Raw genomic sequence first — 26,154 nt, forward strand, 5'->3', positions numbered from 1 at the left:
GCATACGGCCTTCCATGTTCGAAAGCTGCTAGCCGCAGCATAAATCGTTTTGAAACCCGCATACTTGCGGATGCGTTTCAAAACACCAGATGTAGAAGACCAACGCTCAATCCCATGATGGGGTGAGCCACAGATGAAACCCCTCGGGCCGGCAAGGCTCGAATGTTCTTTTTCCTGTTACTCGATCGGGTAACAGGCAGGGCAGACCGTTAAGGAGAGAGAAATGCCTCAGGCTAACAACGACCAGATGCTTCACCTTCTGTGCGACACCGTCGTCTCCATGGTGCGCCGTGATGGTCCTGATCTGTCTGCCCGCCAGCTTGCTGTGTTCCTGACCTGCTACCTGCGTGACGGTGCACACACCGTTCGTGGCCTGGCTTCGGAGCTCAAGGTGTCCAAGCCTGCTATTACACGCGCTCTGGACCGTCTGGGTGAGCTGGATCTGGCACGCCGTAAGGTTGATCCGCTGGACCGTCGTTCCGTCCTCGTGCAGCGCACGCTGAAGGGTTCTTCCTTCCTGCGTGAGATGCGCGCTGTCATGGCTGAAGCTTCTGGTACCCGTCCGGTTCGTGCAGAGCGCGCAGCTGCTTCTGTCGAGCGTATCAGCCCACGTCGCGCTGGCTGATTACCAACGATCCTGCACGCGGGCTCTGGCTCGCGTGCAGATATATCCTGTCCAGCAAAGCTGAGGCAGAAGAATGAGCAGAGCAGTTACGAGCCACTCATTGGCCAGACAGGCCGCAGCACCCCACAGTGCAAATCCCCAATAGACAGTCGTTACAAGCGGCATTGGCAGTCCTGAGCGGATCGCGAGTTGATAAAGATGCCCACGGTGAGCCTCGGCCAGTCGATCGCCTGCGCGGGCGCGGCGAGCCAGCGTAAAGAGGACATCCCACAGCACGCCTGAAAGCACTGCGAGTACGATTTGCGCCGAAGTATGGGAAGGCTGCATGGCCCCCCAGGCGATGACAAGCGCTCCTGCCTGACTGCCAACATCCCCCATGAAGATGCGGGCCTTAGGAAAATTCCATGGCAGAAATGCTGCAAGGCACACCGCGAACAGCACGAAAATAACGGGCTGGATCCCTGCTGACGCCAGAAGGGCCGCGGCGATCATCATCGTGCCTGAGGCTAACCCGTTAATCCCGTCGATAAAGTTGAGGGCATTGGTGATGAACACGGCCCCCAGTATGAAAATCCCCATCATTGGCAGAGATGCGCCCGTTCCAACCGCGGCCAAAAAGGTGGCTATGAATTGTGCACCAAGTTTGTAACGCGCCCTGAAAGAATACAGATCGTCCAGCCAGGAAACGGCAGCGAGTAGAATAACGCCGGCCAGCATCCCAATGACGGACGGATTTAGAATGGGCTGCTCTTTGAGAAACAGGCTTGGTAACGCGCAGAGCAGAAAAGCTCCGATAATGCCGATGCCTCCGCCTTTGGGTGTTGGCCGCGTATGGGAGCTGCGGTGCACGGGAGTGTCCATAATTCCGGCCTGAATCATCAGGACGACCAGGACCGTGCACAGGACTGCGGCACACAAGTCCAGCAGGGTAAGACCGGAGAGAAAGGACGACAAAGAAAAGGGCATGGACGGACTTTATGGGAACAGTGGTTTTGGCGTTATAAGGGAGACGTGAAAGTCACACCATCTTCTGGCCCTCAGTTTCCGGCCCCGTCTAGCGCTATCAGCCGTACAGGTCGCACGACCGCACAGGCGAGACGCATCGCTCTCAATGTTCTTCTGGATGGAGTCGTGTCCGCAGCGGCAGCCCCTGTGGCACGTTGGCTGGCTGACCCTCATGGAGGACTGCTTCATCCGCTATGGTTTGTGGCGGGCGGGGGGATTACGCTCCTCGTCAGCGGGCTGCCTTTTCGTATGGCACAGCAATACTGGCGGTTTTCGGGGCTTTCCGATCTCTTTAATATTGCCTGCGCGTCAGTTGTCAGTGCCACGCTGTTTTCAACTTTGCTGCACCTGGCTGGCTACCCGCTTCCAAGCACGACATTCCCGGTCATTCATGCGCTGGTCCTCCTGACATGTCTGGGTGCTCTACGCATGTTTTGGCGGCTGACAGCGCGCCGTCGCCTTATGGTCGCTGAACGTGAGCGCGTGCTGTTACTCGGCGCTGATCACGAAGCGGATCTTTTCATTCGCGCAATGGAGCGCGATCATCAGGCCGGACGTCGCGTTGTCGGGCTTCTGACGGGGGGAACGCAGCAGGCAGGGCGACGCATTCACAGTTGTCCCATTCTTGGAACGATTGATGAAACGCCTGAAATTCTGAAGCAGATGTCAGCCTCGGGGCGTCTGCCGGATACGTTGGTTATCACCACGTCCGAACTGCGGGGCGCTCCGTTGTCCCGTATCCTTGAAGTCGCACGTGAGTATGGTGTTGATGTTCAGAGAACGCCCTCTCTGACTGATCTGAAGCCCGCAGACAGTGTTGAGCTTCGTCCCGTCGCCATTGAAGATCTGTTGAATAGACCTCCGGTAGCGTTGAATAGCGAAGGGATGAGCCGCCTGATCGCTGGTCAGGTCATCGCTGTAACGGGGGCTGGCGGCAGCATTGGATCTGAACTGGCGCGACAGATTGCCTCGTTCAGGCCGGCTGCCATTCTTCTGATTGAAAACAGCGAGTATGCGCTGTGGCAGATCAACCTGGATCTTTCAGAGCGATATCCTGCGGTTCAGCGGCATCAGATTATTGCTGATGTGCGCGATCGCGGGAGAATCTCCGAAATTTTCATGGAATATCGTCCAGCACTGATTTTCCATGCCGCTGCGCTCAAGCATGTACCGATTGTGGAATCAAATCCGATCGAGGGTGTTCTGACCAACGTCGTGGGCACCCGCATTGTTCTGGACGAGGCCGAGCGTTCAGGTGCGCAGGCGATGGTGATGATTTCGACGGATAAGGCCGTTAACCCTTCCAGCCTCATGGGGGCCAGCAAGCGCTGCGCTGAGGTCTATGGACAGGCGCTCGATATGCGTGCGCGTGCTGGTAAAGGCGGTTTGCGGTGTGTGACCGTGCGTTTTGGGAATGTCCTGGGGTCTACAGGGTCTGTCGTCCCCCTGTTTCGCCGCCAGCTTGAACATGGCGGCCCGCTGACCGTAACCCACCCGGACATGACCCGTTACTTCATGACGATCCCTGAAGCCGTGGGTCTGGTGCTTCAGGCTGCCGTCCGTGGCACTCAGGATGCTTCCGGGGAAGATACAACGGATCAGCGTCTCCGGCAGGGCGGCATTTTCGTTCTGGATATGGGCGATCCGGTCAGGATCATGGATCTTGCCTGTCAGATGATCCGTCTGGCTGGCCTCAAACCAGAAACAGACGTGGAAATCCAGATTACGGGACTGCGCCCTGGCGAGAAGCTTTTTGAAGAGCTGTTTCATGGACGGGAAGCCCCAGTGCCGACAGATGCGCCAGGTCTGAGAATGGCGTCTCCCCGGACAGTGGATTTCAATATCGCGACTGATGCCATGAATGCGCTGGAAGCGGCGTGCCACCGCGAAGATCTTTCAGCTGTCATGGAAATATTTCACCGGCTGGTGCCGGAATTCAACCATAACCGGGATGGAAAGGCGCCGTCTGCGGTCGCGCTTTCACAGCCTGATGCGGAGGTCACTGCATGATTACCCCGATAGCCTTCCTGGATCTGCCCAAACAGCAGGCTCGTTTGAAAGACGCGATCAAGAGCCGTGTTGACGCAGTGTTTGAGCATTGTCGCTTTGTCATGGGCCCTGAGGTCGAGGAACTTGAGCAGCGGCTGGCCGAGTTCGGGGGCGCGAAATATGCTGTTGGCGTCTCATCGGGCACCGATGCACTCCTGATGGTTCTGATGGCAGAAGAGATCGGACCGGGCGACGCAGTCTTTCTGCCGGCCTTCACCTATACGGCGACGGCTGAAGTTGTTCTCCTTTTGGGCGCAACGCCCGTTTTCGTTGATGTGGAACCAGATACGTTCCAGATCAGTCTGACGTCTCTCGCGGAGCGGCTGACGGCTGTGCGGAAGGCTGGGGAACTGGAGCCGCGAGCTCTGATCGGGGTGGATCTTTTCGGGCAGCCTGCGCCTTGGGATGAACTGAAAATTTTTGCGGACCAGGAAGATCTGACGCTCATTGCGGACTGCGCGCAGTCTTTCGGTGCCTCCTATCACGGACGCCGTTTGGGGCACGAGGCGCGTGCTACAACGCTATCGTTTTTCCCGTCCAAACCTCTCGGCGGCTACGGAGACGGCGGCGCTATTCTGACGGATGATGAGGACCTGGCCATCCTCTATCGTTCCCTGCGAACGCACGGTGAGGGCAAGACACGATACGAAGTGGAGCGGATTGGCATCAACGGTCGGCTGGACACGATTCAGGCGGCTGTTCTTCTGGCGAAACTGGATGCTTTTGGAGATGAGCTGATCAAGCGTGAAGCCATTGCCTGTGCATATGACCGTGCCATGCCGCAAGGTATTCAAGAGCCGGTGCGCGTGCCTGACAGCGAAAGTGCCTGGGCGATTTACAGCGTGTTGTTGCCAGATGCAGCGAAACGGGATTCCCTTCAGGCGCACCTGAAGGCCGCGGGGGTGCCGACGGCAGTGTACTACCCGAAACCTCTCCATCATCAGCCCGCGTATAGCGAGCATCATGACGGTGCGGCTCTTCCTGTTTCGGAAGATCTCGGAACACGTATTCTCGCACTTCCTATTCAGCCAGAGCTGACGAGTGAAGAAGTGGATCGTATCACGGAAGCCCTGAAAAGCTGGGCAGGAGACACCTTATGAGGCGCGAGCAGAAGCTGTTACTGGCTTTTTGTGCACTGGTTTTCATTCCAGTGGGTATCGTCTGGTTCGTGGCGTGGCCACTGATCCACGCATGGAAATTCCCGCCGGTGACTGAAGGCAAGATAGTCGCTCCTGTCAGCCGGGATCTGAGTGCAACTGAAGTTCAGGACATTAATCTGTGGCTTCAGTCGCACACAACGGCCTGGGGCCCCAGCGGGGAGCAGCCGCCCGCGAAGGGGCAGGTCATCCTGCGCATGAACAACGCGGACAATCATCCGGTCATCATTTCCATCTGGAAGCATAAACATCAAGCGGACATCGTCGGCGTGCAGCTTGAGGACAATGGCCCCTACCGCATGAACGCCTTTGAAGACGCGTCTCTCACGGCGCTCCAGCCCGCAGAATTGCAGCCTCACGGATAAAGCTGAACACTTCAGGACTGAAGGGCGCCTGTCGTTCAGGTGTCTGCCAGTCCTGCATGTCTTCGTACATTGTCCCCGTCTTGCGCCAGAGTTCCGGGCCCACGGCCTTTTGCAAAGGCTTTTGAAGCTCCAGCCAATCCTTTGCGAGGCTTTGAGCTTCTGGGGCAGATGGGGATACCGAGCGGGCAAGAGCATCTTCACAGCGCACGATAAGTCGTTCCCAGAGAACCTGATAGGATGTTCTGTCTTCAGTTGGGAAGTGACGATCCATTTGCGTCTGCCACGCCATCTGTTCTTCCACAGTAAAGTATTTTTCAAAAACGGGCTGAAGGTTTTCCCGTTGTAGAATGGCTTCTCCTTCTCGCAGCAGAAGGCAAAATGCCACCAGATCCATCGGACCATCGTAAATTTGGCTCTCTGAACCGGAGAGGTGGCCAGAAATTAAATTATGGGTGGTGCGGAGTTGGGAAATTGTTCTTTCTAATACTGTCATGCGTGCTGACAGCAGGGAAAGTTGGGTCCCTATGATATCTTTTGGGGATACCGGCTTCAGTTCCAGGGAGCGGATCTCAGCGAGACTGTATCCCATGCGCTTTAAAAGAAAAATGCGTGCCAGCGTGCTGATTGTCTGGAGCGTGTAAACGCGTCTGCCATTTGCAGCCCGGCATGGCTTGATGAGCCCCAAGCTTCGAAATGTCGAAGTGTCCGGGGTGTTGTTGCGCTGGCTTTGGCAAGTTCGCCAATGGTCAGGGTCTTTGCAGTCATTGATCTTCCTCCTGACGCATCATCTGCAAAGATGACGTTACGTCAGGAGTAAGCGAAATATTCAGTCTTTCCGGGCTTCGTCTTCGGAAATTTCGCCGACGTCGCGGCGGGTCTGTTCTTCGTCATCGAGAGGGGCGGTTGCCTTGTCTCCCATAGCCAGCAGGGCTGCCGTGATTGGAGATGCCAGGATCAGGCCCGGAATACCAAGAATGGTGCTGAAAACCGTCTGGGACAGAATAGCAACGGCGGGTGGCATATGGACTGCACGCCGCTGGATGAGTGGTGCAAGAACGTTGCCTTCAAAGAACTGGATCACGCTGTAAAGAATAGCCACGAACAGGGCTTCTTTGCTTCCCATGGAAAGGCCCAAGAGCACGGCCGGGACCGCACCAAGGATGGCGCCGATATAGGGAATGAAGTTGCAGATACCAGCAACCACACCGAGTGCAAGCGCAAGAGGGACGCCAATCAAAGAAAGGCCAATCCCGGACAGAATGCCCACGACGAGCATGTCGAGGGCCTGACCTGCTGTCCACGCCCAGAGTGTCGTGCCCGCAGCCATGAGTAATTCACGTGCGGATGCGCGGTGCTGGGAAGGAACGAGGCGCAGAAAACCGTCAATGTAAATTGCAGGCGACAAGGCAAAGTACAGCCCTGCAATGAGAATGACAGCCAGTGTGCCCAGCACACCAAAGGCGCTGCTGAGAATGCCAGTCACGGACCCTGCAAGGCCGGAGCCGAGGGAACCAAGGCTGCCAGACGTTGCATCATTTCCGCCAACTGCGGTTGGAAGATGATCCAGAACAAGTTGACCCAGAGTAGACCCTGAAAGATGCGATTTCAGATCGCCGGACTGCTGGACAAGCGCCTGTTTGAGGCGAATGAACTGGTCCCCGATCGCCGGGCCGCTGCTCCAGACAAGGCCTGCAAGTGCGAGCAGGATAACCACTGTGACGAGAGCAACAGCGCCCTGATAGGGGATGAACGAGACATGGCGCCGTACGATCCGGGCGAGACCATGCAGGACGACAGCCATCAGTGCTGAGGCAAAAACGACAGCCAGCACATCCTTCATCAGCCAGACGGCCAGAAGGATCAGCGTCACAGTCAGGGCGATCCGTAACAGGCTGGCAATTTTTGAAAGTTCGCGCGCGCGCGGTTCCTTCTCGTCTCGGTCCTTCGGGTCGGAAAACGAAATAGGCATCAGCCGGTCCATCCTGAATCTGTAGGCCGGTGTTGGCTTATGGACTTCGGGAAGGCGGGTCAATTGGCTGAGGTGATCTAACGATACTCTCACGGAGTGCTGACATCCGTGAGAGTACACACGCTACAGTTAAGTTCGGCTTTGGTTAGGCTGAAGCGTCTTCAAGTTCCGCCTGTGCTTCGAGCCAGAGCTCTTCCGTCTTCTCCTGTGTCGCATTCAGAGCAGAAAGATGAGCATTCAGCGACGCGATTTCGCCGGGATTCCCTGACTGATAGAGCTCCGGATCGGCAAGCTTGGTCTCAATTTTCTCTTTTTCCCGATTGATCTGAGCCAGCTTCGCTTCAGCATCACGAATTTTTCGGCGGAGCGGGGCCAGCGCTCGTGTGAGCTCCTTGCGGTCAATTTTCTTCTGGGGAGCTGTCGCCTGAGACGTTTCCTGTGAGGCCGGGCGATTGGCGTTTCTGTTCCGCTCCGTATTTTCCGCTCTGGCCTTGCGAGCACGTTCGACCAGCCATGCCTTGTATTCCGCCATGTCGCCGTCAAACGGCGCAATGGTCCCGTCTTCAACCAGCCAGAACCGATCCGCCACGGATTCCACCAGATGGCTGTCATGGCTGATGAGGATTACCGCGCCCTCAAATTCGGAAAGGGCACGGATCAGGGCATCGCGTGCGTCAAGATCAAGATGGTTGGTTGGCTCATCGAGGATGAGAAGATGCGGGGCGTCACGAGTGGAGAGCGCAAGAAGAAGGCGTGCTTTTTCCCCACCGGACAATTCTGAAACACGGGTTTCAGCACGATTAACATCAAGTCCGAAGCGCGCGAGCTGTGAGCGTACGGCAACCGGCGTCGCATCAGGCATGGCGCGGGCCATGTGATCGATCGGTGTTTCAGACAGGACAAGTTCATCGGCCTGATGCTGCGCAAAATAGCCGATCTTAAGCTTTGGCGAGTGATTGTAAGATCCGGCCATGGGATCAAGACGTCCTGCCAGTAGCTTGGCGAATGTGGACTTGCCGCGCCCGTTCTGGCCCAGAAGCGCGACTCGGTCTTCCATATCCAGCCGCTGGTTCAGCCCTTTGAGAACCACCCGTCCATCATACCCTAGACTGACATTGTCGAGGGTGATCATCGGTGGGGGAAGGGGCTGCGGTTCCGGAAATGAAAAGCGCGTCGGTGTGTCTTCCACCACGCTATCAATCTGCGGAAGGCGCTCAAGCGCTTTCAGGCGGGCCTGAGCCTGTTTGGCTTTCGTGGCTTTCGCGCGGAAGCGATCGACGAAGGACTGCATATGCGCGCGCTGTGTTGCAATGCGCTCAGCCATACGGTTTTGCTGAAGGGCCTGTTCTGTCCGGATGCGCACGAAGTTGTCGTAGCCGCCGGGCGTCAGGCTGAGTTTCTGATGATCCAGATGAGCAATGGCATCGACTGTATTGTCCAGCAGTGATCGGTCATGACTGACGATCAGAGCCGCACCAGGGAATTTTGCAAGCCAGGATTCGAGCCAGAGGGTGGCTTCGATATCAAGATGGTTGGTGGGCTCATCCAGCAGAAGGAGATCGGGGCTGAGGAAGAGGGCCGTCGCCAGCGAGACACGCATTCTCCAGCCGCCTGAGAAGTCCGAGACCGAACGAAGCTGCGCGTCCTGATCAAAGCCCAGCCCCGACAGGATGGCACCGGCACGGGCCGGGGCCGTGTAGGCGTCAATGGCAATCAGGCGCTCATGCACATCTGCGATACGGGCAGGGTCCGTGGCAGTCTCGGCTTCGGCAAGAAGGGCCGCGCGCTCGATGTCGCCTTCCAGCACCGTGTCGATCAGCGAGGTGTCACCAGATGGTGTTTCCTGCTTCACGCGGCCCATTGTGGCCCGATTTGCAAGTGTGATGGTGCCACCATCCGGGGCAATATCCCCTGCAATCGCGCCAAGAAGCGTTGATTTTCCAGCCCCATTTTTTCCGATGAGGCCAATTTTCCGACCGGGGTCGACTGTCAGCGATGCGCCATCCAGCAGGGTACGGCCGGCGATGCGGAGAGTCAGGTCAGTGATGGTGAGCAGGCTCACGGGCGCCTCGATCAGTCGGGAAGAGTGAAAAAACCGCGACAGACCTATCAGGAACTACGAATTTGCTCTAGTGGAACGGCGGGATTTACCCCTTTGTCCAACAGGAGAAGAAAGATGGCTCTCGAGCGCACGCTTTCAATCATCAAGCCCGACGCCACGAAGCGTAACCTGACCGGCAAGATCAATGCCGTGTTCGAGGAAGCCGGTCTGCGCATCGTTGCTCAGAAGCGCATCCAGCTGACCGAGAAGCAGGCTGGCGCTTTCTACGCAGTTCACAAGGAGCGTCCGTTCTACGGCAGCCTCGTGTCCTCCATGCTCGCTGAGCCGGTTGTCGTGCAGGTTCTGCAGGCTGAGAACGCTGTTGCAAAGCACCGTGAAGTCATGGGCGCAACGAACCCGGCTGATGCAGCTGAGGGTACCGTGCGTAAGCTTTATGCTGAAAGCATCGAAGCAAACTCCGTGCACGGTTCTGACAGCCTTGAGAACGCGAAGAACGAGATCGCTTTCTTCTTCGCTGAGACAGAAATCCTGCCGTAAGGTCTGGGTTTCTGCCAATGGAGAGCCGCAGGCTCTGTGGCTCTCCATTTCCAATGATTTGGGACGGTATCTGAACGCCCCGACTGGTCAGCCTTCACACGTTCCCGGTTCCGCTGTCATCCAGGCCCACTCTGCGGCAGGATGATGGAAGAGAGGCATGGTTCGATCTGTGGGCAACGACGCTACAACTTCTTTCCTTTACAAATATCCGCTGGCTATCGTCTGGGGACTTCTGGTCTCTGCCTGCCTGATGTTTCTGGTGATCGCGACCCCGCCATTACAGGTCGCCGATGAGCCAAATCATTTTCAGAGAGCCATACAGATCTCTCAGGGACAGTTGATCGGCCATCGTTTCAGTGCCTCTGATAGCGGTGGTGTCATTCCTGAAGACAGCGTTGTATTCGCTTACAGATATGATGATCTCAAAGGTCAATATGAACGGAAAGTAGACTGGAACCGTATCTTCGGCAGCGCACCGTTAAGCTGGAAAAGTCCGAAGCGGGAAGCAGGCTTTCCAAACACGGTGATCTATTCTCCGATCTTTTATTTTCCATCAGTGGTGGGGATTGAAGTCGGCAAAAGACTTCATGAAGACATTCTAAAGTCTTTTTATCTGGCGCGCATGTCTAACGCCGTCTTTTGCGTACTTGCCGGAATACTTGCCCTTGCGATTGCCCGTCAGGGACGGTTGATCATTGCAGTATTTCTCTCAATGCCGATGTCGCTGTCACTGTTCGCGTCCTGCTCTCAGGATGGGCCTTTGATCGCAGCCTGTGCAGTCTGTACGGCTCTTATGACGCGATTAAATGATGATTTCTGCAAGAACAGATGGTTCTGGCCGACACTCGCGCTTCTGATGGGATGCATTATTGCATCCAAGCCGCCTTATATTCTTATCGCGTTTCTACCACTGATCATTGCTCCATGGGCGGCCTGGCGCTCGGCTGCGGGTGCGTGTGTGTTTGCCGCACTTGTTGCTCTGGCATGGTCGGTTATGGGTGTTCACTCAACGAAGATCCCTTTTCGTTCAGCAGATGGGGTTGATGCGGCGCGCCAGCTACATTTCGTTCTTTCTCACCCGTTCAAAACAATCACAGTACTTCTGCATACATTCAGGGTTTCTGCTTATTCCTTGATGGGCCAGTTTGTCGGTGTTCTGGGATGGCTTGATGCACGACTTCCAGACTGGTTTTACCAGTTCGAAGTCATGTTTTTCATTCTCGTAGGTATTTTCTCTTGCCTGTACCTTACAAGAAAAATTGGAAGAGACGAGCTAGTGAGAAAGGCGCTCATACTTTGTGTGTCCATTGGGACTGTCAGCGCTGTTAGTCTTTCTCTTTATCTTATATGGACCCCCGTCGGTGACAGTTATATTGGCGGCCTTCAGGGAAGATATTATATCCCCGCTGCAATTTTCTCAGTACTGATCTTTCCTTTCGCATCATCCCCCCATTTTCTGTCCGTTACTAAAGCAAAAGCCGTGGAAATTGCGCTTCTTACGGTGGGGCTATGGGTAGGATTTGGCGCTATCGTTCAGACGATACTGGCGCGGTATTGGTAATTGCCGTGACCATTTAATGGTGAGGGGGGCGGTTTCCGCGAAAGAAGTAGCCGACCCCCTTGGATTTCTATGCGTTAATTCCAAAGACGCGCATAAATGCCGGTTGCTTCAATGCAGACATGCGCAACGCAAACGAAATAGGCGCCTAAAAGGCCCGCATAGACCGTTTGATACGTCTTGTTCGGGCGTGGCAGGAACAACAGAACGCCACTTAGAATAGCAGCACAGCTTATATAAAAATAACGTCCCTGAAGGCCGCTGACAGTGTCCTCTCCAAGGTGAGAGAAGCCAACGTAGAATGCCAGAAGGGTTAAGAGCGAATAAAGCGCACCAAGCGTAATCAGGATTGCTCCGGATCGTGGACTAGCAATGGGCCGTTTGTCAGCGAGAGCCAGCAGAATAATCAGAGCTATACCTACATACCCAGTGCCTTCACCAATCTTGAAGAAAAGTGGCACTGGGCCGCCGCCAAAACGTCCCCATGCGTCCTCCCACCACCAGTGCGAGCCAACACGGTAGGTTTCAGCGATTTCCCGAACAAAAGACCATGGGTGCTCCAGCATGGTCAGGATCTGGACTTTAGGATTTCCTCCCGTATTCCAGTAATGCGCAGGAGTGAATGGGTAAATTCCGTTCCAGACAACGGCGGAGACAAGGCTCAATCCGACGACCGTCATACAGAACTGGACATATTTTCTCTGGGTCGGGAAAGAATTCATCGGCACAAGAAAGCAGCCGAGACTCAGAAAGCTGCAGGTTAATTTGAAAAGCCCCAGCGGAGCGGCCAAAGCGATAATCAGCCGGATCCAGATTTTCCGGTCTTCGGGAGGGGCCATCCGGGCCCGTAGGCAGCAGGCGAGGAACAGCATTGATCCCAGATTGGTGACAGGATCGGCGCTATATGTTGTTGCCAGATGGAGGCTTGTTGGCGTGGTCATCAGGGCAAGGACAGCCAGTCGCCCTACGGGCAGTACCGCAAGGACGAGTGCAAGCATCCCGATGTATCCGAGCAGGTTTCCTAAACGACCAGCGTAATATCTTGTATCCACTCCGCCATGTCCGGCATTGGCGATCATCATGGCGGTGGCTGAGGGAATATACATCAGTGGGGAATATGAAGCGGTCGAAGGGAAATGAACGACTTCCCGGTCTCTTTTGGAGTTCTCCAGATCCTTTGCAATCTGCGCAGCGACATTGCTGTCAGAAGACTTATGCTGGTCCCGGTTTGCATTGAAATAGCGCACCCAGGTCAGCATACTGGTGTCGAGCCCACCTCCGAACATATGCCCCGAATAACGCTGTGCCAGAAGATTTCCCTGAGCGATCTGTTGGGCGCGGTAAAAATGGAATTCTTCATCTACGCCGCTAACAGGCGTGACGCGGTACACAAGAAAAACGCCGATAACAGCAATCGAGAGAAGATAAGCGAGTTCAAGAAGCCGCAGGTTTGTTTTGCAGAACGCAAAAAATGACGAAACGGACTTCATATCAGTGCTTATTTCCTTGTTGGGGCACATGACCGACTGCCATCCGGGCTCATATGCACCCACTCAGAGTAAGGCAATCCGCAAATTATAAAACTGAGTTTTGGAAGTGCTGAGCGTTTTTGCGGTCATCATCGGCAGGGCATTTAACTGAGAGGTGTTTTTAGTACACAGTGCTCAGATAAAATGAGGAGCAGGATGAAAGAAGAAATTTCCGTTCATCCCGTCGCCTGTTTACTGTCTGTTGATGTAGTTCTGTAGAACCGAAGGATACAGGACATGTTCCTGTTCCAGTACGCGTGCAGCAAGTGCGTCGGGTGTGTCACTCTCCAGAACCGGTACACGCGCTTGCCCAAGAATAGGCCCTTCATCCACCCCCGCAGTCACGAGGTGGACAGTACAGCCGTGCTCGGTTGCGCCAGCAGCAATGGCAGCCTCATGTGTATGCAGTCCCGGAAATGCGGGCAAGAGGCTCGGGTGGATGTTGAGCATCCGGCCATCCCAGGCGTTGACGAGATAAGGCGTCAGGACACGCATATATCCGGCAAGGCAGACGAGTTGGGCTCCGGAAGCGCGGATGGCGGCATCCACCTTGCGTTCGTGAGCTTCACGGTCTTTCCCGAACGCCTTGTGGTCAATGGCCGCCGTCTGAAGACCGGCTGCGCGGGCGACCTCCAGACCAGCCGCATCCGGCTTGTTACTGAGCACGAGTACGATCCGAGCCGGAAAATCCGGCCTTTCACAGGCCTCGATCAGTGCACGCATGTTGCTGCCACGCCCGCTGATAAGCACAGCGATGGGCATTTTCTGCATCATGCGAAGGAGACCGGTGCCGTCAGGGCATAAGCCTCGTCGGAACGGACAACTTCACCGATCTGGAAAGCGCTTTCTCCGCGGGCTTCCAGTTCAGCCAGAACGTGCTCTGGCTCAGGAGTGACGAGAACCATGCCAATGCCACAGTTAAAGACACGGAGCATTTCATCAGCTGAAACATTTCCGGTTTCTGCCATCCAGCGGAATACGGAAGGGACGACCCACGACGAACCGTCAATGCGAACACCCAGGCCTTCCGGAAGGACGCGCGGCAGATTGCCCGGCAGGCCGCCACCGGTAATGTGCGCGCAGCCATGGAGTAGGCCCTTGGCGTGCAGATCCAGCACGCTGCGAACATAGAGCTTCGTTGGTGTCAGCAGGGCTTCGGCGAGTGTATGTCCTTCAGAGAAGGGAGCCGGATCGTTCCAGCCGAGGCCTGAACGGCGAACAACTTCCCGAACCAGAGAAAAGCCATTCGAGTGAACGCCTGAGGAAGGCATCCCGATCAGTGCGTCGCCTTCGCGGATGCCCGCGGGAAGGAGAGCGCCGCGTTCTGCTGCGCCGACACTGAAGCCGGCGAGATCATAATGCCCCGGTGCATACATGCCAGGCATTTCTGCGGTTTCGCCACCGACCAACGCACAGCCGGATTCTGCGCAGGCATGGGCGATGCCCTTCACGACCGTTGAGGCATCTTCAATGGAGAGCTTGCCGGTCGCCAGATAGTCCAGGAAGAACAGCGGGGTTGCGCCTTGAACGACCAGATCGTTCACGCACATGGCCACGAGATCAATTCCGACCTCATCATGCTTGCCGGCTTCAATCGCGACCATGAGTTTCGTGCCCACGCCGTCTGTGCAACTGACAAGGACCGGATCGGTGAAACCGGCAGCCTTCAGATCAAACAGGGCACCGAAGCCGCCCAGTCCGCCCATTGTGCCGGGACGGTTCGTGGCTTTGGCTGCGGGCTTGATGGCATCGACCAGGGCATCGCCTGCTGCAATGTCTACACCAGCCTGTGCATAGCTGGCGCCCTGTGAGGTGTCGGGCTGATCGGTCATGATGAAGCTTCCCGCTGGTTGACGTGACGCCGTTCTAGAGCATCCTGCACGCGGGCGGAACGCTTGAATTGAGGGCGTAACGGCATGAAAAGGGATGAGGGATGACAAAACAGGACGGACAGGAAGGGCACGCCATAAGCGATGCCGGACCTCAGATGGCCTTTCCTCTTCGTCGTCCGACCGCGATGACAGCTGAACGCTTCATCACGAGCCCTTCAAATGCGCCTGCGCGCGCGTGGCTTTCACGCAAAGTGTGGCCTGATGGCCGATTGTGGCTCTGGGGGCCAGCGGGCACGGGAAAAACCCATCTGTTGTCTGTCTGGGCGCAGGAGCATGATGCGACCATTCTGGATGCACGCCTGTTTTCTCACGCCTCTTCCGGAGGGCGCATTCGCGTAAGGGGAAACCTTGCGATTGATAACGCCGATTCGCCCGGCGATGAGGCAACCATGCTCCATCTGTTGAATGACGCGCTGACGCAGGGGGACCGGGTGTTGATGGTTGGGCGCCTTCCACCGTCACGCAGCCATGTCTCCCTCCCAGATCTGGGAAGTCGGCTCCGTGCGACCGCAACGACGGCCACGGGAGAGCCGGAAGATGATCTGCGGGCAACGTTGCTGCTTTCTCTTCTGGCGGATCGTCAGCTCGTGGTTTCGCAGTCCGTTACGGAATGGCTTTGGCGTCACCTGCCACGCACGGGAAATGCTTTGGTTTCGGCGGTTGAGCGACTGGATGATGCGGCTCTCGCCCGTGGAACCGCAATTACACGGGCGCTTGCGCGAGAAATGCTTCCCGATCTTCTGATGCCTGATATGTCAGAGGAATGACATAAAACCTACGTTTGACACACTTCTCCCAAGCCTTGATCTTAAACGGGTTTTGGTTCGAGCTTCCCGGAAGAGACCATCGTGACGACTGAAAATAATAAGCCAACTCCCCGTCGACGTTCGCGCAACCAGCCGCGAGAGGGGAATCTGACGCCAGCCGCAACCCGGGCCCGGCGGCGCAGAATGGTTGTTCCGACAGCTGAAGACTATGCTGACATGCCAACATCCCCAGCGCGGTTCATCAACCGGGAGCTTTCCTGGCTCGACTTTAATCAACGCGTCATTGAAGAAGCCGAAAGTTCGCGCAATCCGCTTCTGGAACGTGTCCGTTTTCTTTCCATCAGCGCCAGTAACCTTGATGAGTTCTACTCGGTCCGTGTTGCGGGGCTGGTAGGGCAGGTCCGTGAAGGCATGGTTGTGCGCAGCCCGGATGGAGCAACGCCTGTTCAGCAGCTTTCGGCGGTACGTCAGAAAGCCCGGTTCCTTCTCGCGGAGCAGCAGCGGGTCTGGCATCAGCTTGAAGGTGAGCTGAAAGAGGCCGGTATTTCCATCCTGTCGACCGAAAGTCTGGACGCTACGGATCTCGCACAGCTCTCAGCTTTGTTTGATGAGCGTGTTTTCCCGGTTCTGACGCCGCTGGCCGTTGATCCGTCTCATCCGCTGCCGTTTATTCCAAACATGGGGCTGGCGCTGGTGATGCGTCTCAAAGACCCTGCCTCGGGCAAGCACGTCATGGACGGGCTGATCCTGCTTCCAGCACAGGTGCCGCGTTTCCTGCGCCTTCCGTCCCGGGTTGGTGAAGGCAAGGATGCCACGGGTGACATTCGTTTCATCCTGCTTGAAGACCTGATCAGTCTGTTTGCAGATCGCCTGTTCCCCGGTCTCATGATTGGTGCGGCCGGTGTCCTGCGGATTATCCGTGACACGGACGTCGAGTTTGAGGACGAGGCGGAAGATCTCGTTCGTTCTTATGAAACGGCTCTCAAGCAGCGCCGTCGTGGCGTCGGTATTCATCTGGCTCTTGATCACAAGCTCCCTGAAACGCTTGGGCGCGAAATGGGTGAAGAGTTGGGTGTTGGTGACGAAGATGTCGTGGTCATGCCCAATTTTGTGGGCGTTGTAGATCTGAAGCAGTTGATTGTGGATGACCGCCCGGATCTGGTTTTCCCACCGTACAGCCCACGCTTCCCGGAACGCATTCTGGATTATGATGGAGACTGCTTCGCAGCGATCCGGGCAAAGGATATTGTCGTCCACCACCCGTTCGAGAGCTTCGATGTGGTTGTGCAGTTCCTTCGCCAGGCTGCGCGTGATCCGAATGTTCTGGCCATTAAGCAGACGCTGTATCGGACCTCACGCGATAGTCCGATCGTTCATGCTCTGATCGAGGCGGCGGAAGCTGGAAAATCCGTCACGGCCATGGTTGAGTTGCGCGCCCGGTTCGACGAAGAAGCCAATATTCGTCTTTCGCGTGCGCTGGAAGCGGCGGGCGTGCAGGTTGTCTTCGGGTTTGCGCATCTGAAAACGCACGCGAAACTGAGCCTTGTGGTGCGTCGTGAAAACGGGACACTACGGTCTTACGCCCACTTTGGGACCGGGAACTATCATCCCATTACGGCCCGGATTTACACGGATCTGTCGTTCTTCACCTGCGATCCAAAACTGGCGTCAGACTCCGCGCGGCTTTTCAATTACATGACCGGCTATGCCACGCCGGAAAAAATGGACGCATTAGCCTTCTCTCCCATGACGATCCGTTCCACGCTTGAACAGCTCATCCGTGACGAGATTGCTCATGCAAAGGCAGGCCGTCCCGCCCGGATCTGGCTGAAAATGAACAGTCTGGTCGATGCTGAACTGATCGACCTGCTCTATGAAGCGTCGCAGGCCGGTGTGAAGATCGTCGGGATCATTCGTGGCATCTGCTGCCTTCGCCCGGGTGTGCCGGGGCTGTCTGATAACATCGACATCAAGTCCATTGTCGGTCGTTTTCTGGAGCATGCGCGTGTCTTTGCGTTTGGAAATGGTCACCGGATGCCGTCGCATAAGGCAAAAGTTTTCATTTCTTCTGCGGACTGGATGGTGCGAAACATGGATTGGCGGGTAGAAGCAATGGTGCCTATCACCAACCCAACCGTCCACGCGCAGATTCTCGGCCAGATCATGACCATGAATATCAAGGACAACCTTCAGAGCTGGACGCTCTCCAAGGACGGGCGTTGGCATCGGGTGTCTCCTGGTGCACACCCGTTCTCCGCACACGAGTACTTCATGAACAATCCCTCCCTGTCTGGCCGTGGGTCGGCCGCACGGGAAAAAGCTCTTCCGGAGGCCCATCGCCCGCGCGAACGGCCTGACCGGATTCTGGAAGACTGAAACCTCATGTCATCATCTGCACAGCGCTCCGCCATCGTCGATCTCGGGTCCAACTCCGTTCGGCTCGTGGTCTTCGAAGGCGTAGCGCGCAATCCGCTCCCCATCTTCAATGAGAAAGTTACACTCAAGCTGGGGCGCGGTCTGGATGCAACGGGTCGCCTGAACGACGAGGGCGTTACCCTGGCGATGGACGTGTTGGGCCGGTTCCACACCGTCGCGCGGGCCATGGGAGCGGAACCTTTCGAGGTTCTGGCTACTGCGGCTGTGCGTGATGCCTCCAACGGGCCTGACTTCGTTTCTGCCATCCGTGCAAGAATGCCGGGTGTGGCTATCCGTGTACTCGAAGGCACTGAGGAAGCAGATTATGCGGCCCGTGGTGTTCTCTGCGGGCTGCCGGAAGCCAATGGTCTGGTCGCGGATATCGGCGGCGGCTCACTGGAGCTGATCCACGTTGCTGACGGGCAGTATTACGAAGCCCTGACAACCAAGCTTGGCGTCATTCGTCTTCAGGATCGGGCGAAGGGTGTTCTGCTGGAAGCTGAGCGGATTGCCTCTGAAATGCTCCAGGAGGTCAACTGGCTTCCGGGTATGAGTGGCCGCCCATTGTATCTGGTCGGCGGAGCGTTCCGGGCTCTGGCACGTCTTCAGATTGCACGGACGCAGTATCCTCTGAATCTTGTCCATCTCTTCACGCTTTCCGAGGGTGAAGCACGCGAGATGTCGGATTGGGTCATCGGCGCCTCAAAACGTACTCTTGAAAAACTGCCGAATGCCCCACGCAAGCGGTTGGGTGATGCGCCTTTTGCCGCGGTCGTTCTCAAGTGCCTGATGGAACGTGTTCGCCCGTCCAAAGTGGTGTTCAGCGTGGATGGCCTGCGAGAAGGCTGGTACATGCGGCATGTCGCCTCCTCTGTCGCCGGGGAAGACCCCATGACGACGCTGGCGGAGGAAATGGCGGACCGTTTGGCGCGAAGCGTGACGCTTTCCAAGGCGCTCGTAGATTGGACGACACCGATTTTTCGGGGTGAAACACCGTCCCAGAAGCGTCTGCGTCAACTGACCTGTACCCTCTCGGATATCGGATCATACGATCATCCGGAATATCGTGCTGAACAGACCTATCAGCGTGTGATGCATTGTCACGGCGTGGGGTTCGAACACACGGCCCGTGCATTTATCGGCCTGACCCTGGCCGTGCGTTATGAAGTGGCGATGGACTCTCCACTGATTGAGCCCTCGCGCCGCCTTCTGTCCCGCTCTGAAATCGATCGTGCTGTGAAGCTGGGTCTGGCGCTGCGTCTGGCCTATACGCTGTGCGCGGGAACAGAAGTGTTGCTGGAAGAATGCCGCCTGCTGGTGGAAGAACCTCAGCTTGTGCTGATCCTCGGTGCACGGAGTGTCCGTGCAGCAGGAAGTGCAGTCCGTCGACGCTTTGAACGATTGGCCGCAGCCATGCAGCTTGAGGCTCAGGTAAGGGAAGAATGAGTTTGAGAATGAAGATCGGGACTAAGGCTGCATTGGGACTGTGTGCGGCCCTCACGATTGGTGCCGGCCTTGTCGGTTGTGGCAAGGTTCCTAGGCATGACCGTAACAAGTTGTGGGAACTCGTCGGGAGCCGCTGCGCGAAGGACGCTCAGCATCATCCGTGTGCAGTGTATGATCCGCAGGACGGTTATGCTCTTCTGAAAGATCTGGCCGGACATGGTCAGTATCTGCTCATCCCGACACGGAAAGTGCCTGGCATCGAAGATCCTTCGTTGCTTCAGACTGACACGCCAAACTATTTCTCCGAAGCCTGGGCCGAACGTCACCGGGTGTCTGAGGGATATGGTTTTCCCGTTTCAGACGATCACCTCTCGCTGGCTATCAATTCCCGTGATGGCCGGACGCAGGACCAGCTCCACATTCATATTGACTGTCTGACGCCCTATGTCCGTGGGGAAATTGACAAGAACATGATTGGTGAGGACTGGACCCCGGTCTCCCTTTACGGTCATCCGTATCGTGCCAAGCTGGTGCAGACCCTTGATCAGTCGCCTTTCCGGCTGATTGGTGCGGAGAACATGGGCGATCATACGATCGTGGTGACACCGGGCCATCATGGTGGCTTCGTCATTCTCGACGATGTCGCTCATGCTCTGGACCGTGCGTCCGGTGAGGAAGTTCAGGATCACAAGTGCAAGATTGATGATCCAAAACATAAGAGCATGCATATGGACGGGATGGAGCCGGGCATGCATATGAACGGGATGATGTAACCCTCCATCTTGTTCTCTGCCTCCGGGACTGGCATGGTTCGATCATCCTCGAACACTTGTTAATCCCGGAGATTGCCCGTGAACTGGCCTTTATTGGCGCTGGCCGTGGGCGCGTTCGCCATCGGAACCACCGAATTCACTCCGATGGGTCTTCTGCCTGTCATTGCACAGGGCCTTCAGGTTACTGTCCCGAAAGCGGGCGGACTTGTAACGGCCTATGCTGTGGGCGTGATGGTCGGCGCGCCTTTCATTACTCTTCTTCTCGCAAGACTCCGTCGAAAATTCGCCCTGACGCTCCTGATGGGGCTTTACGTTGCGGGGAACCTCCTTTCTGCCGTGGCAGGAAGCTATGAGCTTCTGTTCGCTTCGCGCGTTCTGACCAGCCTGGCGCATGGTGCGTTCTTCGGGCTGGGCGCTGTCGAAGCATCTGCCGTTGTTGCGCCAGAGCGCCGGGCGAGTGCCGTTGCAACAATGTTCATGGGTCTGACGGTCGCCAACATTATCGGCGTCCCGGCTGCCACGTGGCTTGGCATGAATTTCGGCTGGCACATGGCTTTTGGTGTGACGGCCATTCTGGGCGTTCTGACCATGATTGCCGTGCAACTGGCTCTTCCAGCCCGTGAGGCCGGTCCTGTTCCAGACGTTGCCAGCGAACTCAAGGCGTTGTTAAGGACCAATGTTCTTCTCGCTTTGACCACAACGGCCATCGGGGCAGGGGCCATGTTCGTGCTCTACACGTACATCACGCCTATTCTTCAGCACATCACGCATGCCAGCCCACTGGTCATTACGGTTGCCCTGATGCTGACGGGCGTTGGATTCTCCATCGGAAATGCGATTGGTGGTCGCAGCGCGGATCGCTCTCTGGATGGCAGTCTGCTGATGTTCTTTCCCATTCTGGGTGCCGTCATGCTGCTCTTCCCCTGGGTGGCTCAAACCGTACCAGGTGCGCTGATCGCAACACTCGTTTGGGGCGCGGCGACATTTGCCTTGATGCCAGCTCTTCAGATGCGGGTCATGCAAGCTGCTCACGATGCACCAGCCCTGGCATCCTCGGTCAATATCGGCGCCTTCAATCTTGGCAATGCGATCGGGGCCGCTCTGGGTGGTGTCGCCCTGTCCATGGGGTTGGGTTATCCCGGTGTTTCCGTTATCGGAACGGCTCTGGCCCTCGTTGGGGTCGGTCTTGTTCTCTTTTCGCGAAAGGTGGCCCCGCCATGACCCGTTCCTTTCTGCTCGCCACCGGGCTTTTCTTCAGTGCGGCTCTCACGCCATTTGCGGCCTACGCCGAGCAGCCTGCCAACGTTGGTGACGCTGTCATGGCTGCCAGCGCGTATCACGATAGTGGTGACTACCAGCACGATTTTGACACGGTGATCGCACAGGCTCGTCACTGGGTGTCCGAGCGGGCGCCTCAGGTGCACAAGCCAGCTATTGTTCTCGATATTGACGAGACGACACTCTCCAATTGGGACGAGATCCGTGCGGACAACTTTGGTTATATTGCCAATGGTCCCTGTGATGCGCTGCCGAAAGGTCCTTGCGGGGCGATTGCCTGGGAAAAGAGCGGCCGTGCTCCGGCGTTCGCTTCCACGCTGGCTCTGATTGATGAAGCCGAGCGAAACCATGTCGCTGTGTTCTTCATCACAGGCCGTCATGAAGATGAGCGCGAAGCGACGGCACGCAATCTTCATCTGGCTGGAATCAAGCATTGGGACGGGCTGGATCTGCGCCCAATGACATCTCATGGGTATGCGGCGCACTATAAGGCTCCAGCACGCGCTGCCATCGAGGCCAAGGGGTATACGATCATTGCAAGCTTGGGAGATCAGCCTTCTGATCTTGCGGACGGACATGCAGAGAAGGGCTTCCTTCTCCCCAACCCGTTTTATCGCGTTCCCTAAGACATATCTGTTTTCGGTATAAAAAAGGTGCTCAGGAGAAAATCCGGAGCACCTTTTTTTTGTGGCTTCAAAACGACTTTAGAAGACGTTCCAGATAGTCCAGTTCACCCTGAGGGCGGGTTCTGTCGGAAGCGCGACGACGTAGTTCACGTTCGATATCCCGTGCCCGATCACGGGCGTTACGATCAGGGATGTGGGCGTCCGAATCCTTGCCGCTCTGGCCTTCGCCGAGCTTGCGGCCCAGTGGATCCTGATCCTTGCGGTCTTCGTCCCCGTCGTCATCATCCCCGGCGTCAGGCTGATCGCCTCCGTCACCCTGCTGTCCAGCCTTGCCATGCTGCTGTTGCCCAGAGCCACCACCACCCATGGATGGGATGAAACTCAGGCTTCCGCCTTTACCTTGGCCAGATCCGCCGGACTTCTGGCTCTGGCGCATCTGCTTTCCGGCCTCAGACAGATCCGCGAGAGCCTTCTGTTCTGCCGTAAGTGCCTGATCATCCTTACGGTCTGCCAAGGCCTTGCGGGCATCTTGCATATCCGCTTTTGCCTTGTCGAACGCAGTGGCAGGCTTGCCTGTCAGGTCTTTTACCCGACGGCCAAGAATTTCATCCACGCGAGAGAGTGCACGCTGAAAGGCATGATCTGCGCGGCGTTCAGGCGACTGCGCCGCGACTGTCGCAGGATCAACAGGCGCTGCCGGTTTTGGAGCTGCTGGCTGTTCCATATTCGGCGGCGGCTGCATTCCAAGCTGGCGCAGCAAATCAGCTGTAGACATCTGGCTGATGTCTTCATGGCCGTCCTGCTGGTCAGGCGGCAGAGCGGCCTTGCGGGCGGCAGACAAACGGGCCTGTGCATGATCCAGCAGGGTTGTTTCCCGATGAACCAGATCATGAAGGGCGGCACGTTGCGCGCGTGCCTCTTCCTGAGCCTTCATCTGAGCCGCAAGGGTTTTCAGATCTTCCGGCGTGGCCTGACGCATATGCTCGGCCATGTCTTCCATCTGCTGGAGTTTACGTAATGCTTCGTCCCCATGCCCCTGCGATGCATCGTTCTGAAGGCGCTGCATCTGATCCGACCATGGATCAGCAGAGCTTGTGCCGGATTGCGGCATCATGATGCCGCTTTGGGCTGCTTTCTGAAAAAGAAGCTGCATGCGGTGGTTAAGGGCGTCCTTGAGAGCTTTCGTGCGCTTCTGGAGTTCTTCCTGTTCAGCCAGAGTATGGCCTTTATCTCCCAGAGACTGCATGTGATCGAGCTGTTGCTGAACACTCTGCTGTGCTGCCCGGACGGCCGCGGCTGCATCCGCAATTTCTGGCCCGTCTCGACGTAGATCATCGAGATACAGAGCCAGTGCCCAAAGCTGCCCCGGCACCTGTTCCGCCGCTCCTTCGGGAGCATTGGACTGCAGGGAAGCAATATCGAGGCCTAGCGGGGCGAGGAGGGCAAGGACATCCGTTGTCTGCGTCAGGAGCTTCAGTTCGTCTGCTGCCTGCTGGGGGCGTTCCTGTCCCAGCATCAAGCGGCGACGCAATGCGACAATGGCTCGTGCCAATGGGTCCGAAAACTTCCGGGAGCCTAAGTGGAAGCGCACAAAAGCGCTGTGGTTTTCCCGGCCGGAAACACTAACGGCATGAAGGCGCCCTTCGACTTCCATTCCGGCAAACGGGTCCGAAGAAAGATCCGGGCGTGCCTCTCCTTTTGCATCTTTTGGATGTCCATTCAGTGGCACAGGGACACGTACGACGCGGCCTTTGGGCAGGTCAGGCAGTCGGATTTCCGCTTCCAGAGAGGCGACGCCATAAGTCTGCTGAACGTGCCAGGGAAGGCTGGTGCGCCAGTCATCTTTCTGGGGAGCGGGTTTTCCGTCCCAGGCTACGACTGGGGGCAGATCCGGCTCGACGTTCACGCGCCATGAACCCAGCATGCGGCCGCGGGCTTTTAGCGTGACAGTGCCGGTCTGCTGCAACGTGGCTTTTTCGCTCCAGCTCTGTCCGTCCAGACGGTCATGACTGATGGAGGTTGCCCCCCGAAGAACCGGACGTCCGGATGTGCCTGTGATGGTCGCATTCAGAATGGCGCCCTGAGGAACGTGGATGGGATTGCCCTGCTGCGTTTGCGACAGAAACACTGGCGCGCCGGGAGCGTAGGATGGTCGGTCGATCCAGGCTTGAACGGACGGGAGCGGAATACTGTCGTCATCGACACCGGGCACAAGGCCAGCGTGCAAGCGGGATTGGGAATGTGATCCGCTCAGAACGGCCGCAATGGCAAGGGCTGCGGCGACAGAGGCAAGCCCGAGTTTTTCCTGCGTCGTGACGTCTGGCTTTGGCAGGCTGACCTTAAGCGGTCCTAGAGAGGAAACTACACGTTGAACGTGCTGCGTCCAGATGGCGCCTTGTTCGCCATCTGCTGCGTAGGCGGGGCGGTCGGCTAAGGTCAGAAGGGGCTGATAGGCCAGGCGAGAGTCGCGCTCGATCCGGCGATCAACCTGAGCATCCGTAGGCTGCGGGATAGCACGCAGGCCTTTGATGCCCAGCCAGAAGGCAGTCCCTAAGACTGTGAGCTCGAAGAGAATGTGTAACCAGTCAGGCAGTGACTGGGGAATGCGGGCCAGACAGGCCAGCAGATAGAATGCCGCAAGAAGCAAAGACCAGCGCAGAGCTGGCCAGGCGTGTTCCCACCACAGAACGCGTCGAGCGCGACGGCGGACGGAAGCTAGTCGAGCTGCTGCGGCAAACGAATCAGCCATGGGCGGGCAGGAGCCAATCCGGAACGGTTTCTGCGGCGATCAGGTCTTCGACGCTCTGTCGCTGGCGGATGATCTCCCAGCGACCATTATCAACGAGAACCTGCGCAGCAAACGGCCGGGAATTATAGGTCGAACTCATGACGGATCCGTACGCTCCCGTATCCAGAAGGGCGACAAGATCTCCGCGCTTTAAGGAAGCGGGCAGAACCCGGTCCCGGGCGAAGATATCGCTGCTTTCACAGACTGGCCCCACCACGTCCCAAGGCTTGAGTGCATCGTTGAATGCTGCCGGAGCGACGGGCAGAATACCGTGCCAAGAATCATAAAGCGCAGGACGGGCGAGATCGTTCATTGCCGCGTCGATCACGACGAAATCCGGATTGCCCGCTTTTGTTTCGATCACGCGGGACAGCAGAATTCCTGTCGGAGCAGAGAGCCAGCGGCCGGGCTCAATGCTGAGCTCTACCCCAAGGTCTCCAAGTGTTTCGGCAATGACACCGGCCAGCATTTCCGGAGGTGGAGCGATTTCGTCCTGATAGCGAATGCCTAGGCCGCCGCCACAGTCCACTGTTTTGACGGTATGCCCCAGGGCACGAATTTCCCGCACCATATCAGCCAGACGGGAATAGCCCTGGCGGAAGGGCTCGGCCGTTAGCATCTGACTACCAAGATGAACCGCCAGGCCGACAAGCTCCACATGCTCCAAAGCAGCAGCTTCGGCGTACAGTTCAACCGCACGGCGATGCTCAATCCCGAACTTGTCTCCTGCACGGCCCGTGCTGATCTTGTCATGCGTCTGTGCGTCGACATCCGGGTTCACGCGGAGTGCCGCCGGAGCAACCTTGCCACAGGCCCGTGCAATATCGTTCAGGCGATAAAGCTCTTCCACGCTCTCGACATTGATCTGTCGGATGCCGTGTTCTACTGCGGCGCGAAGTTCAAGATCCGATTTCCCGACGCCTGAAAAGACGATTCCATCCGGCTTGATCCCGGCATGTAGCGCGCGGGTCATCTCTCCACCGCTCACGATGTCCACGCCATAGCCACATTCTCGAAGAATCGTCAGTGTGGCTTGATGATCCTGTGATTTCATCGCGAAATGGAAATGCACCGGCAACCTGCGGGCTTCAAACGCAGCTTTGAGTGCGTTTGCACGGCGACGCAGTGTGCCTGCTCCCGTGATCCAGCAGGGGGTTCCTGCTACGGCGGCGATGACATGCAGAGGCACGCCTTCAAAAAGAAGACCATCGCGCGCATTGACCTCCAGCGGAGGGCGGCTTGTCAGAAGGTCGTTGAGCGTGGGTTCGGAAGAGAGAGCATTCATGATCTTCCTACCGTATCGTGGACGCTTG

At 57.0% G+C, this 26,154-nt stretch carries 22 protein-coding genes; 12 read left to right on the top strand and 10 right to left on the bottom strand.

The window, feature by feature from the left end:
- Positions 1–223: 223 nt before the first annotated feature.
- A complete protein-coding gene (locus R5H23_RS07165) occupies positions 224–625 on the top strand; it encodes a MarR family transcriptional regulator (RefSeq protein WP_317214935.1) in 402 nt (133 codons plus the stop codon).
- Here R5H23_RS07165 and R5H23_RS07170 read toward each other — a convergent pair whose 3' ends face one another.
- The gene (locus R5H23_RS07170) at positions 626–1,591 is read right to left on the bottom strand and encodes a UDP-phosphate alpha N-acetylglucosaminyltransferase (protein ID WP_317214936.1); all 966 of its coding nucleotides are present in this window, start codon (positions 1,589–1,591) and stop codon (positions 626–628) included.
- A 96-nt stretch (positions 1,592–1,687) separates the two neighbouring features.
- Between R5H23_RS07170 and R5H23_RS07175 the strand changes: the two genes are divergently transcribed.
- The 3 genes from R5H23_RS07175 to R5H23_RS07185 are packed head-to-tail and all read left to right on the top strand — an operon-like array spanning position 1,688 to position 5,201.
- The gene (locus R5H23_RS07175; RefSeq protein ID WP_317215089.1) at positions 1,688–3,640 is read left to right on the top strand and encodes a nucleoside-diphosphate sugar epimerase/dehydratase; all 1,953 of its coding nucleotides are present in this window, start codon (positions 1,688–1,690) and stop codon (positions 3,638–3,640) included.
- The gene (locus R5H23_RS07180; protein ID WP_317214937.1) at positions 3,637–4,779 is read left to right on the top strand and encodes a DegT/DnrJ/EryC1/StrS family aminotransferase; all 1,143 of its coding nucleotides are present in this window, start codon (positions 3,637–3,639) and stop codon (positions 4,777–4,779) included. Before R5H23_RS07175 ends, R5H23_RS07180 begins: the two co-directional genes overlap by 4 nt.
- Positions 4,776–5,201 (top strand): hypothetical protein, encoded by a 426-nt coding sequence (locus R5H23_RS07185; RefSeq protein WP_046899633.1) that lies wholly within the window; start codon positions 4,776–4,778, stop codon positions 5,199–5,201. The genes R5H23_RS07180 and R5H23_RS07185 overlap by 4 nt, the downstream gene beginning before the upstream one ends.
- On the opposite strand, the gene R5H23_RS07190 is transcribed toward R5H23_RS07185, so the two are convergent.
- The 4 genes from R5H23_RS07190 to R5H23_RS07205 form a co-directional block, all read right to left on the bottom strand.
- Positions 5,161–5,877, bottom strand: a complete 717-nt coding sequence (locus R5H23_RS07190; RefSeq protein ID WP_317215090.1) for a TipAS antibiotic-recognition domain-containing protein — start codon at positions 5,875–5,877, stop codon at positions 5,161–5,163. The genes R5H23_RS07185 and R5H23_RS07190 overlap by 41 nt on opposite strands.
- Complete coding sequence (locus tag R5H23_RS07195) at positions 5,796–5,966, bottom strand: hypothetical protein (protein ID WP_317215098.1); 171 nt, start codon at positions 5,964–5,966, stop codon at positions 5,796–5,798. The genes R5H23_RS07190 and R5H23_RS07195 overlap by 82 nt, the downstream gene beginning before the upstream one ends.
- Positions 5,967–6,027: 61 nt before the next feature.
- Positions 6,028–7,170 (bottom strand): AI-2E family transporter, encoded by a 1,143-nt coding sequence (locus R5H23_RS07200; protein ID WP_099210338.1) that lies wholly within the window; start codon positions 7,168–7,170, stop codon positions 6,028–6,030.
- A gap of 145 nt (positions 7,171–7,315) precedes the next feature.
- Positions 7,316–9,232, bottom strand: a complete 1,917-nt coding sequence (locus tag R5H23_RS07205; RefSeq protein WP_317214939.1) for an ABC-F family ATP-binding cassette domain-containing protein — start codon at positions 9,230–9,232, stop codon at positions 7,316–7,318.
- A 114-nt stretch (positions 9,233–9,346) separates the two neighbouring features.
- Here R5H23_RS07205 and ndk point away from each other — a divergent pair, with 114 nt between their 5' ends.
- Together ndk and R5H23_RS07215 are read left to right on the top strand one after the other, a co-directional pair.
- Positions 9,347–9,769, top strand: coding sequence for a nucleoside-diphosphate kinase (gene ndk / locus R5H23_RS07210; RefSeq protein ID WP_046899630.1), 423 nt, complete (start codon positions 9,347–9,349; stop codon positions 9,767–9,769).
- 157 nt (positions 9,770–9,926) lie between these two features.
- Positions 9,927–11,330, top strand: coding sequence for a DUF2142 domain-containing protein (locus R5H23_RS07215; protein ID WP_317214940.1), 1,404 nt, complete (start codon positions 9,927–9,929; stop codon positions 11,328–11,330).
- 74 nt (positions 11,331–11,404) lie between these two features.
- Here R5H23_RS07215 and R5H23_RS07220 read toward each other — a convergent pair whose 3' ends face one another.
- The 3 genes from R5H23_RS07220 to purM form a co-directional block, all read right to left on the bottom strand.
- On the bottom strand, positions 11,405–12,817 hold the full coding sequence (locus R5H23_RS07220) for a DUF2142 domain-containing protein (protein ID WP_317214941.1): 1,413 nt from the start codon (positions 12,815–12,817) through the stop codon (positions 11,405–11,407).
- 231 nt (positions 12,818–13,048) lie between these two features.
- Complete coding sequence (gene purN / locus R5H23_RS07225) at positions 13,049–13,630, bottom strand: phosphoribosylglycinamide formyltransferase (protein WP_317214942.1); 582 nt, start codon at positions 13,628–13,630, stop codon at positions 13,049–13,051.
- Positions 13,627–14,688, bottom strand: coding sequence for a phosphoribosylformylglycinamidine cyclo-ligase (gene purM, locus R5H23_RS07230; protein WP_317214943.1), 1,062 nt, complete (start codon positions 14,686–14,688; stop codon positions 13,627–13,629). Before purM ends, purN begins: the two co-directional genes overlap by 4 nt.
- Positions 14,689–14,843: 155 nt before the next feature.
- Here purM and R5H23_RS07235 point away from each other — a divergent pair, with 155 nt between their 5' ends.
- From R5H23_RS07235 to R5H23_RS07260, 6 genes are all read left to right on the top strand, one after another.
- Positions 14,844–15,515, top strand: a complete 672-nt coding sequence (locus tag R5H23_RS07235; RefSeq protein WP_046899863.1) for an HdaA/DnaA family protein — start codon at positions 14,844–14,846, stop codon at positions 15,513–15,515.
- A 183-nt stretch (positions 15,516–15,698) separates the two neighbouring features.
- Positions 15,699–17,891, top strand: a complete 2,193-nt coding sequence (locus R5H23_RS07240; protein WP_046899625.1) for an RNA degradosome polyphosphate kinase — start codon at positions 15,699–15,701, stop codon at positions 17,889–17,891.
- Positions 17,892–17,897: 6 nt separating this feature from the next.
- Positions 17,898–19,376, top strand: coding sequence for a Ppx/GppA family phosphatase (locus tag R5H23_RS07245; RefSeq protein WP_046899624.1), 1,479 nt, complete (start codon positions 17,898–17,900; stop codon positions 19,374–19,376).
- 8 nt (positions 19,377–19,384) lie between these two features.
- The gene (locus R5H23_RS07250; RefSeq protein WP_317214944.1) at positions 19,385–20,149 is read left to right on the top strand and encodes a CDP-diacylglycerol diphosphatase; all 765 of its coding nucleotides are present in this window, start codon (positions 19,385–19,387) and stop codon (positions 20,147–20,149) included.
- A 78-nt stretch (positions 20,150–20,227) separates the two neighbouring features.
- Positions 20,228–21,370, top strand: a complete 1,143-nt coding sequence (locus R5H23_RS07255; protein WP_317214945.1) for an MFS transporter — start codon at positions 20,228–20,230, stop codon at positions 21,368–21,370.
- A complete protein-coding gene (locus tag R5H23_RS07260; protein WP_211502099.1) occupies positions 21,367–22,053 on the top strand; it encodes an HAD family acid phosphatase in 687 nt (228 codons plus the stop codon). Before R5H23_RS07255 ends, R5H23_RS07260 begins: the two co-directional genes overlap by 4 nt.
- A 67-nt stretch (positions 22,054–22,120) precedes the next feature.
- On the opposite strand, the gene R5H23_RS07265 is transcribed toward R5H23_RS07260, so the two are convergent.
- Both R5H23_RS07265 and lysA read right to left on the bottom strand, forming a co-directional pair.
- Positions 22,121–24,802, bottom strand: a complete 2,682-nt coding sequence (locus R5H23_RS07265; RefSeq protein WP_317214947.1) for a DUF4175 family protein — start codon at positions 24,800–24,802, stop codon at positions 22,121–22,123.
- The gene (lysA, locus tag R5H23_RS07270) at positions 24,795–26,126 is read right to left on the bottom strand and encodes a diaminopimelate decarboxylase (RefSeq protein ID WP_317214948.1); all 1,332 of its coding nucleotides are present in this window, start codon (positions 26,124–26,126) and stop codon (positions 24,795–24,797) included. The genes R5H23_RS07265 and lysA overlap by 8 nt, the downstream gene beginning before the upstream one ends.
- Positions 26,127–26,154 lie beyond the last annotated feature (28 nt).

The organism is Gluconobacter sp. GP1, assembly GCF_032913585.1.
Taxonomy (GTDB): Bacteria; Pseudomonadota; Alphaproteobacteria; order Acetobacterales; family Acetobacteraceae; genus Gluconobacter; species Gluconobacter cerinus.

Bases quoted from the DNA above. Each gene is read 5' to 3' on its own strand.
- R5H23_RS07165 (WP_317214935.1), top strand. From the start codon at position 224: ATGCCTCAGGCTAACAACGACCAGATGCTTCACCTTCTGTGCGACACC.
- R5H23_RS07170 (WP_317214936.1), bottom strand. From the start codon at position 1,591: ATGCCCTTTTCTTTGTCGTCCTTTCTCTCCGGTCTTACCCTGCTGGAC.
- R5H23_RS07180 (WP_317214937.1), top strand. From the start codon at position 3,637: ATGATTACCCCGATAGCCTTCCTGGATCTGCCCAAACAGCAGGCTCGT.
- R5H23_RS07185 (WP_046899633.1), top strand. From the start codon at position 4,776: ATGAGGCGCGAGCAGAAGCTGTTACTGGCTTTTTGTGCACTGGTTTTC.
- R5H23_RS07195 (WP_317215098.1), bottom strand. From the start codon at position 5,966: ATGACTGCAAAGACCCTGACCATTGGCGAACTTGCCAAAGCCAGCGCA.
- R5H23_RS07200 (WP_099210338.1), bottom strand. From the start codon at position 7,170: ATGCCTATTTCGTTTTCCGACCCGAAGGACCGAGACGAGAAGGAACCG.
- ndk (WP_046899630.1), top strand. From the start codon at position 9,347: ATGGCTCTCGAGCGCACGCTTTCAATCATCAAGCCCGACGCCACGAAG.
- R5H23_RS07215 (WP_317214940.1), top strand. From the start codon at position 9,927: ATGGTTCGATCTGTGGGCAACGACGCTACAACTTCTTTCCTTTACAAA.
- R5H23_RS07220 (WP_317214941.1), bottom strand. From the start codon at position 12,817: ATGAAGTCCGTTTCGTCATTTTTTGCGTTCTGCAAAACAAACCTGCGG.
- purN (WP_317214942.1), bottom strand. From the start codon at position 13,630: ATGATGCAGAAAATGCCCATCGCTGTGCTTATCAGCGGGCGTGGCAGC.
- purM (WP_317214943.1), bottom strand. From the start codon at position 14,688: ATGACCGATCAGCCCGACACCTCACAGGGCGCCAGCTATGCACAGGCT.
- R5H23_RS07235 (WP_046899863.1), top strand. From the start codon at position 14,844: ATGGCCTTTCCTCTTCGTCGTCCGACCGCGATGACAGCTGAACGCTTC.
- R5H23_RS07240 (WP_046899625.1), top strand. From the start codon at position 15,699: ATGGTTGTTCCGACAGCTGAAGACTATGCTGACATGCCAACATCCCCA.
- R5H23_RS07245 (WP_046899624.1), top strand. From the start codon at position 17,898: ATGTCATCATCTGCACAGCGCTCCGCCATCGTCGATCTCGGGTCCAAC.
- R5H23_RS07250 (WP_317214944.1), top strand. From the start codon at position 19,385: ATGAAGATCGGGACTAAGGCTGCATTGGGACTGTGTGCGGCCCTCACG.
- R5H23_RS07260 (WP_211502099.1), top strand. From the start codon at position 21,367: ATGACCCGTTCCTTTCTGCTCGCCACCGGGCTTTTCTTCAGTGCGGCT.
- R5H23_RS07265 (WP_317214947.1), bottom strand. From the start codon at position 24,802: ATGGCTGATTCGTTTGCCGCAGCAGCTCGACTAGCTTCCGTCCGCCGT.
- lysA (WP_317214948.1), bottom strand. From the start codon at position 26,126: ATGAATGCTCTCTCTTCCGAACCCACGCTCAACGACCTTCTGACAAGC.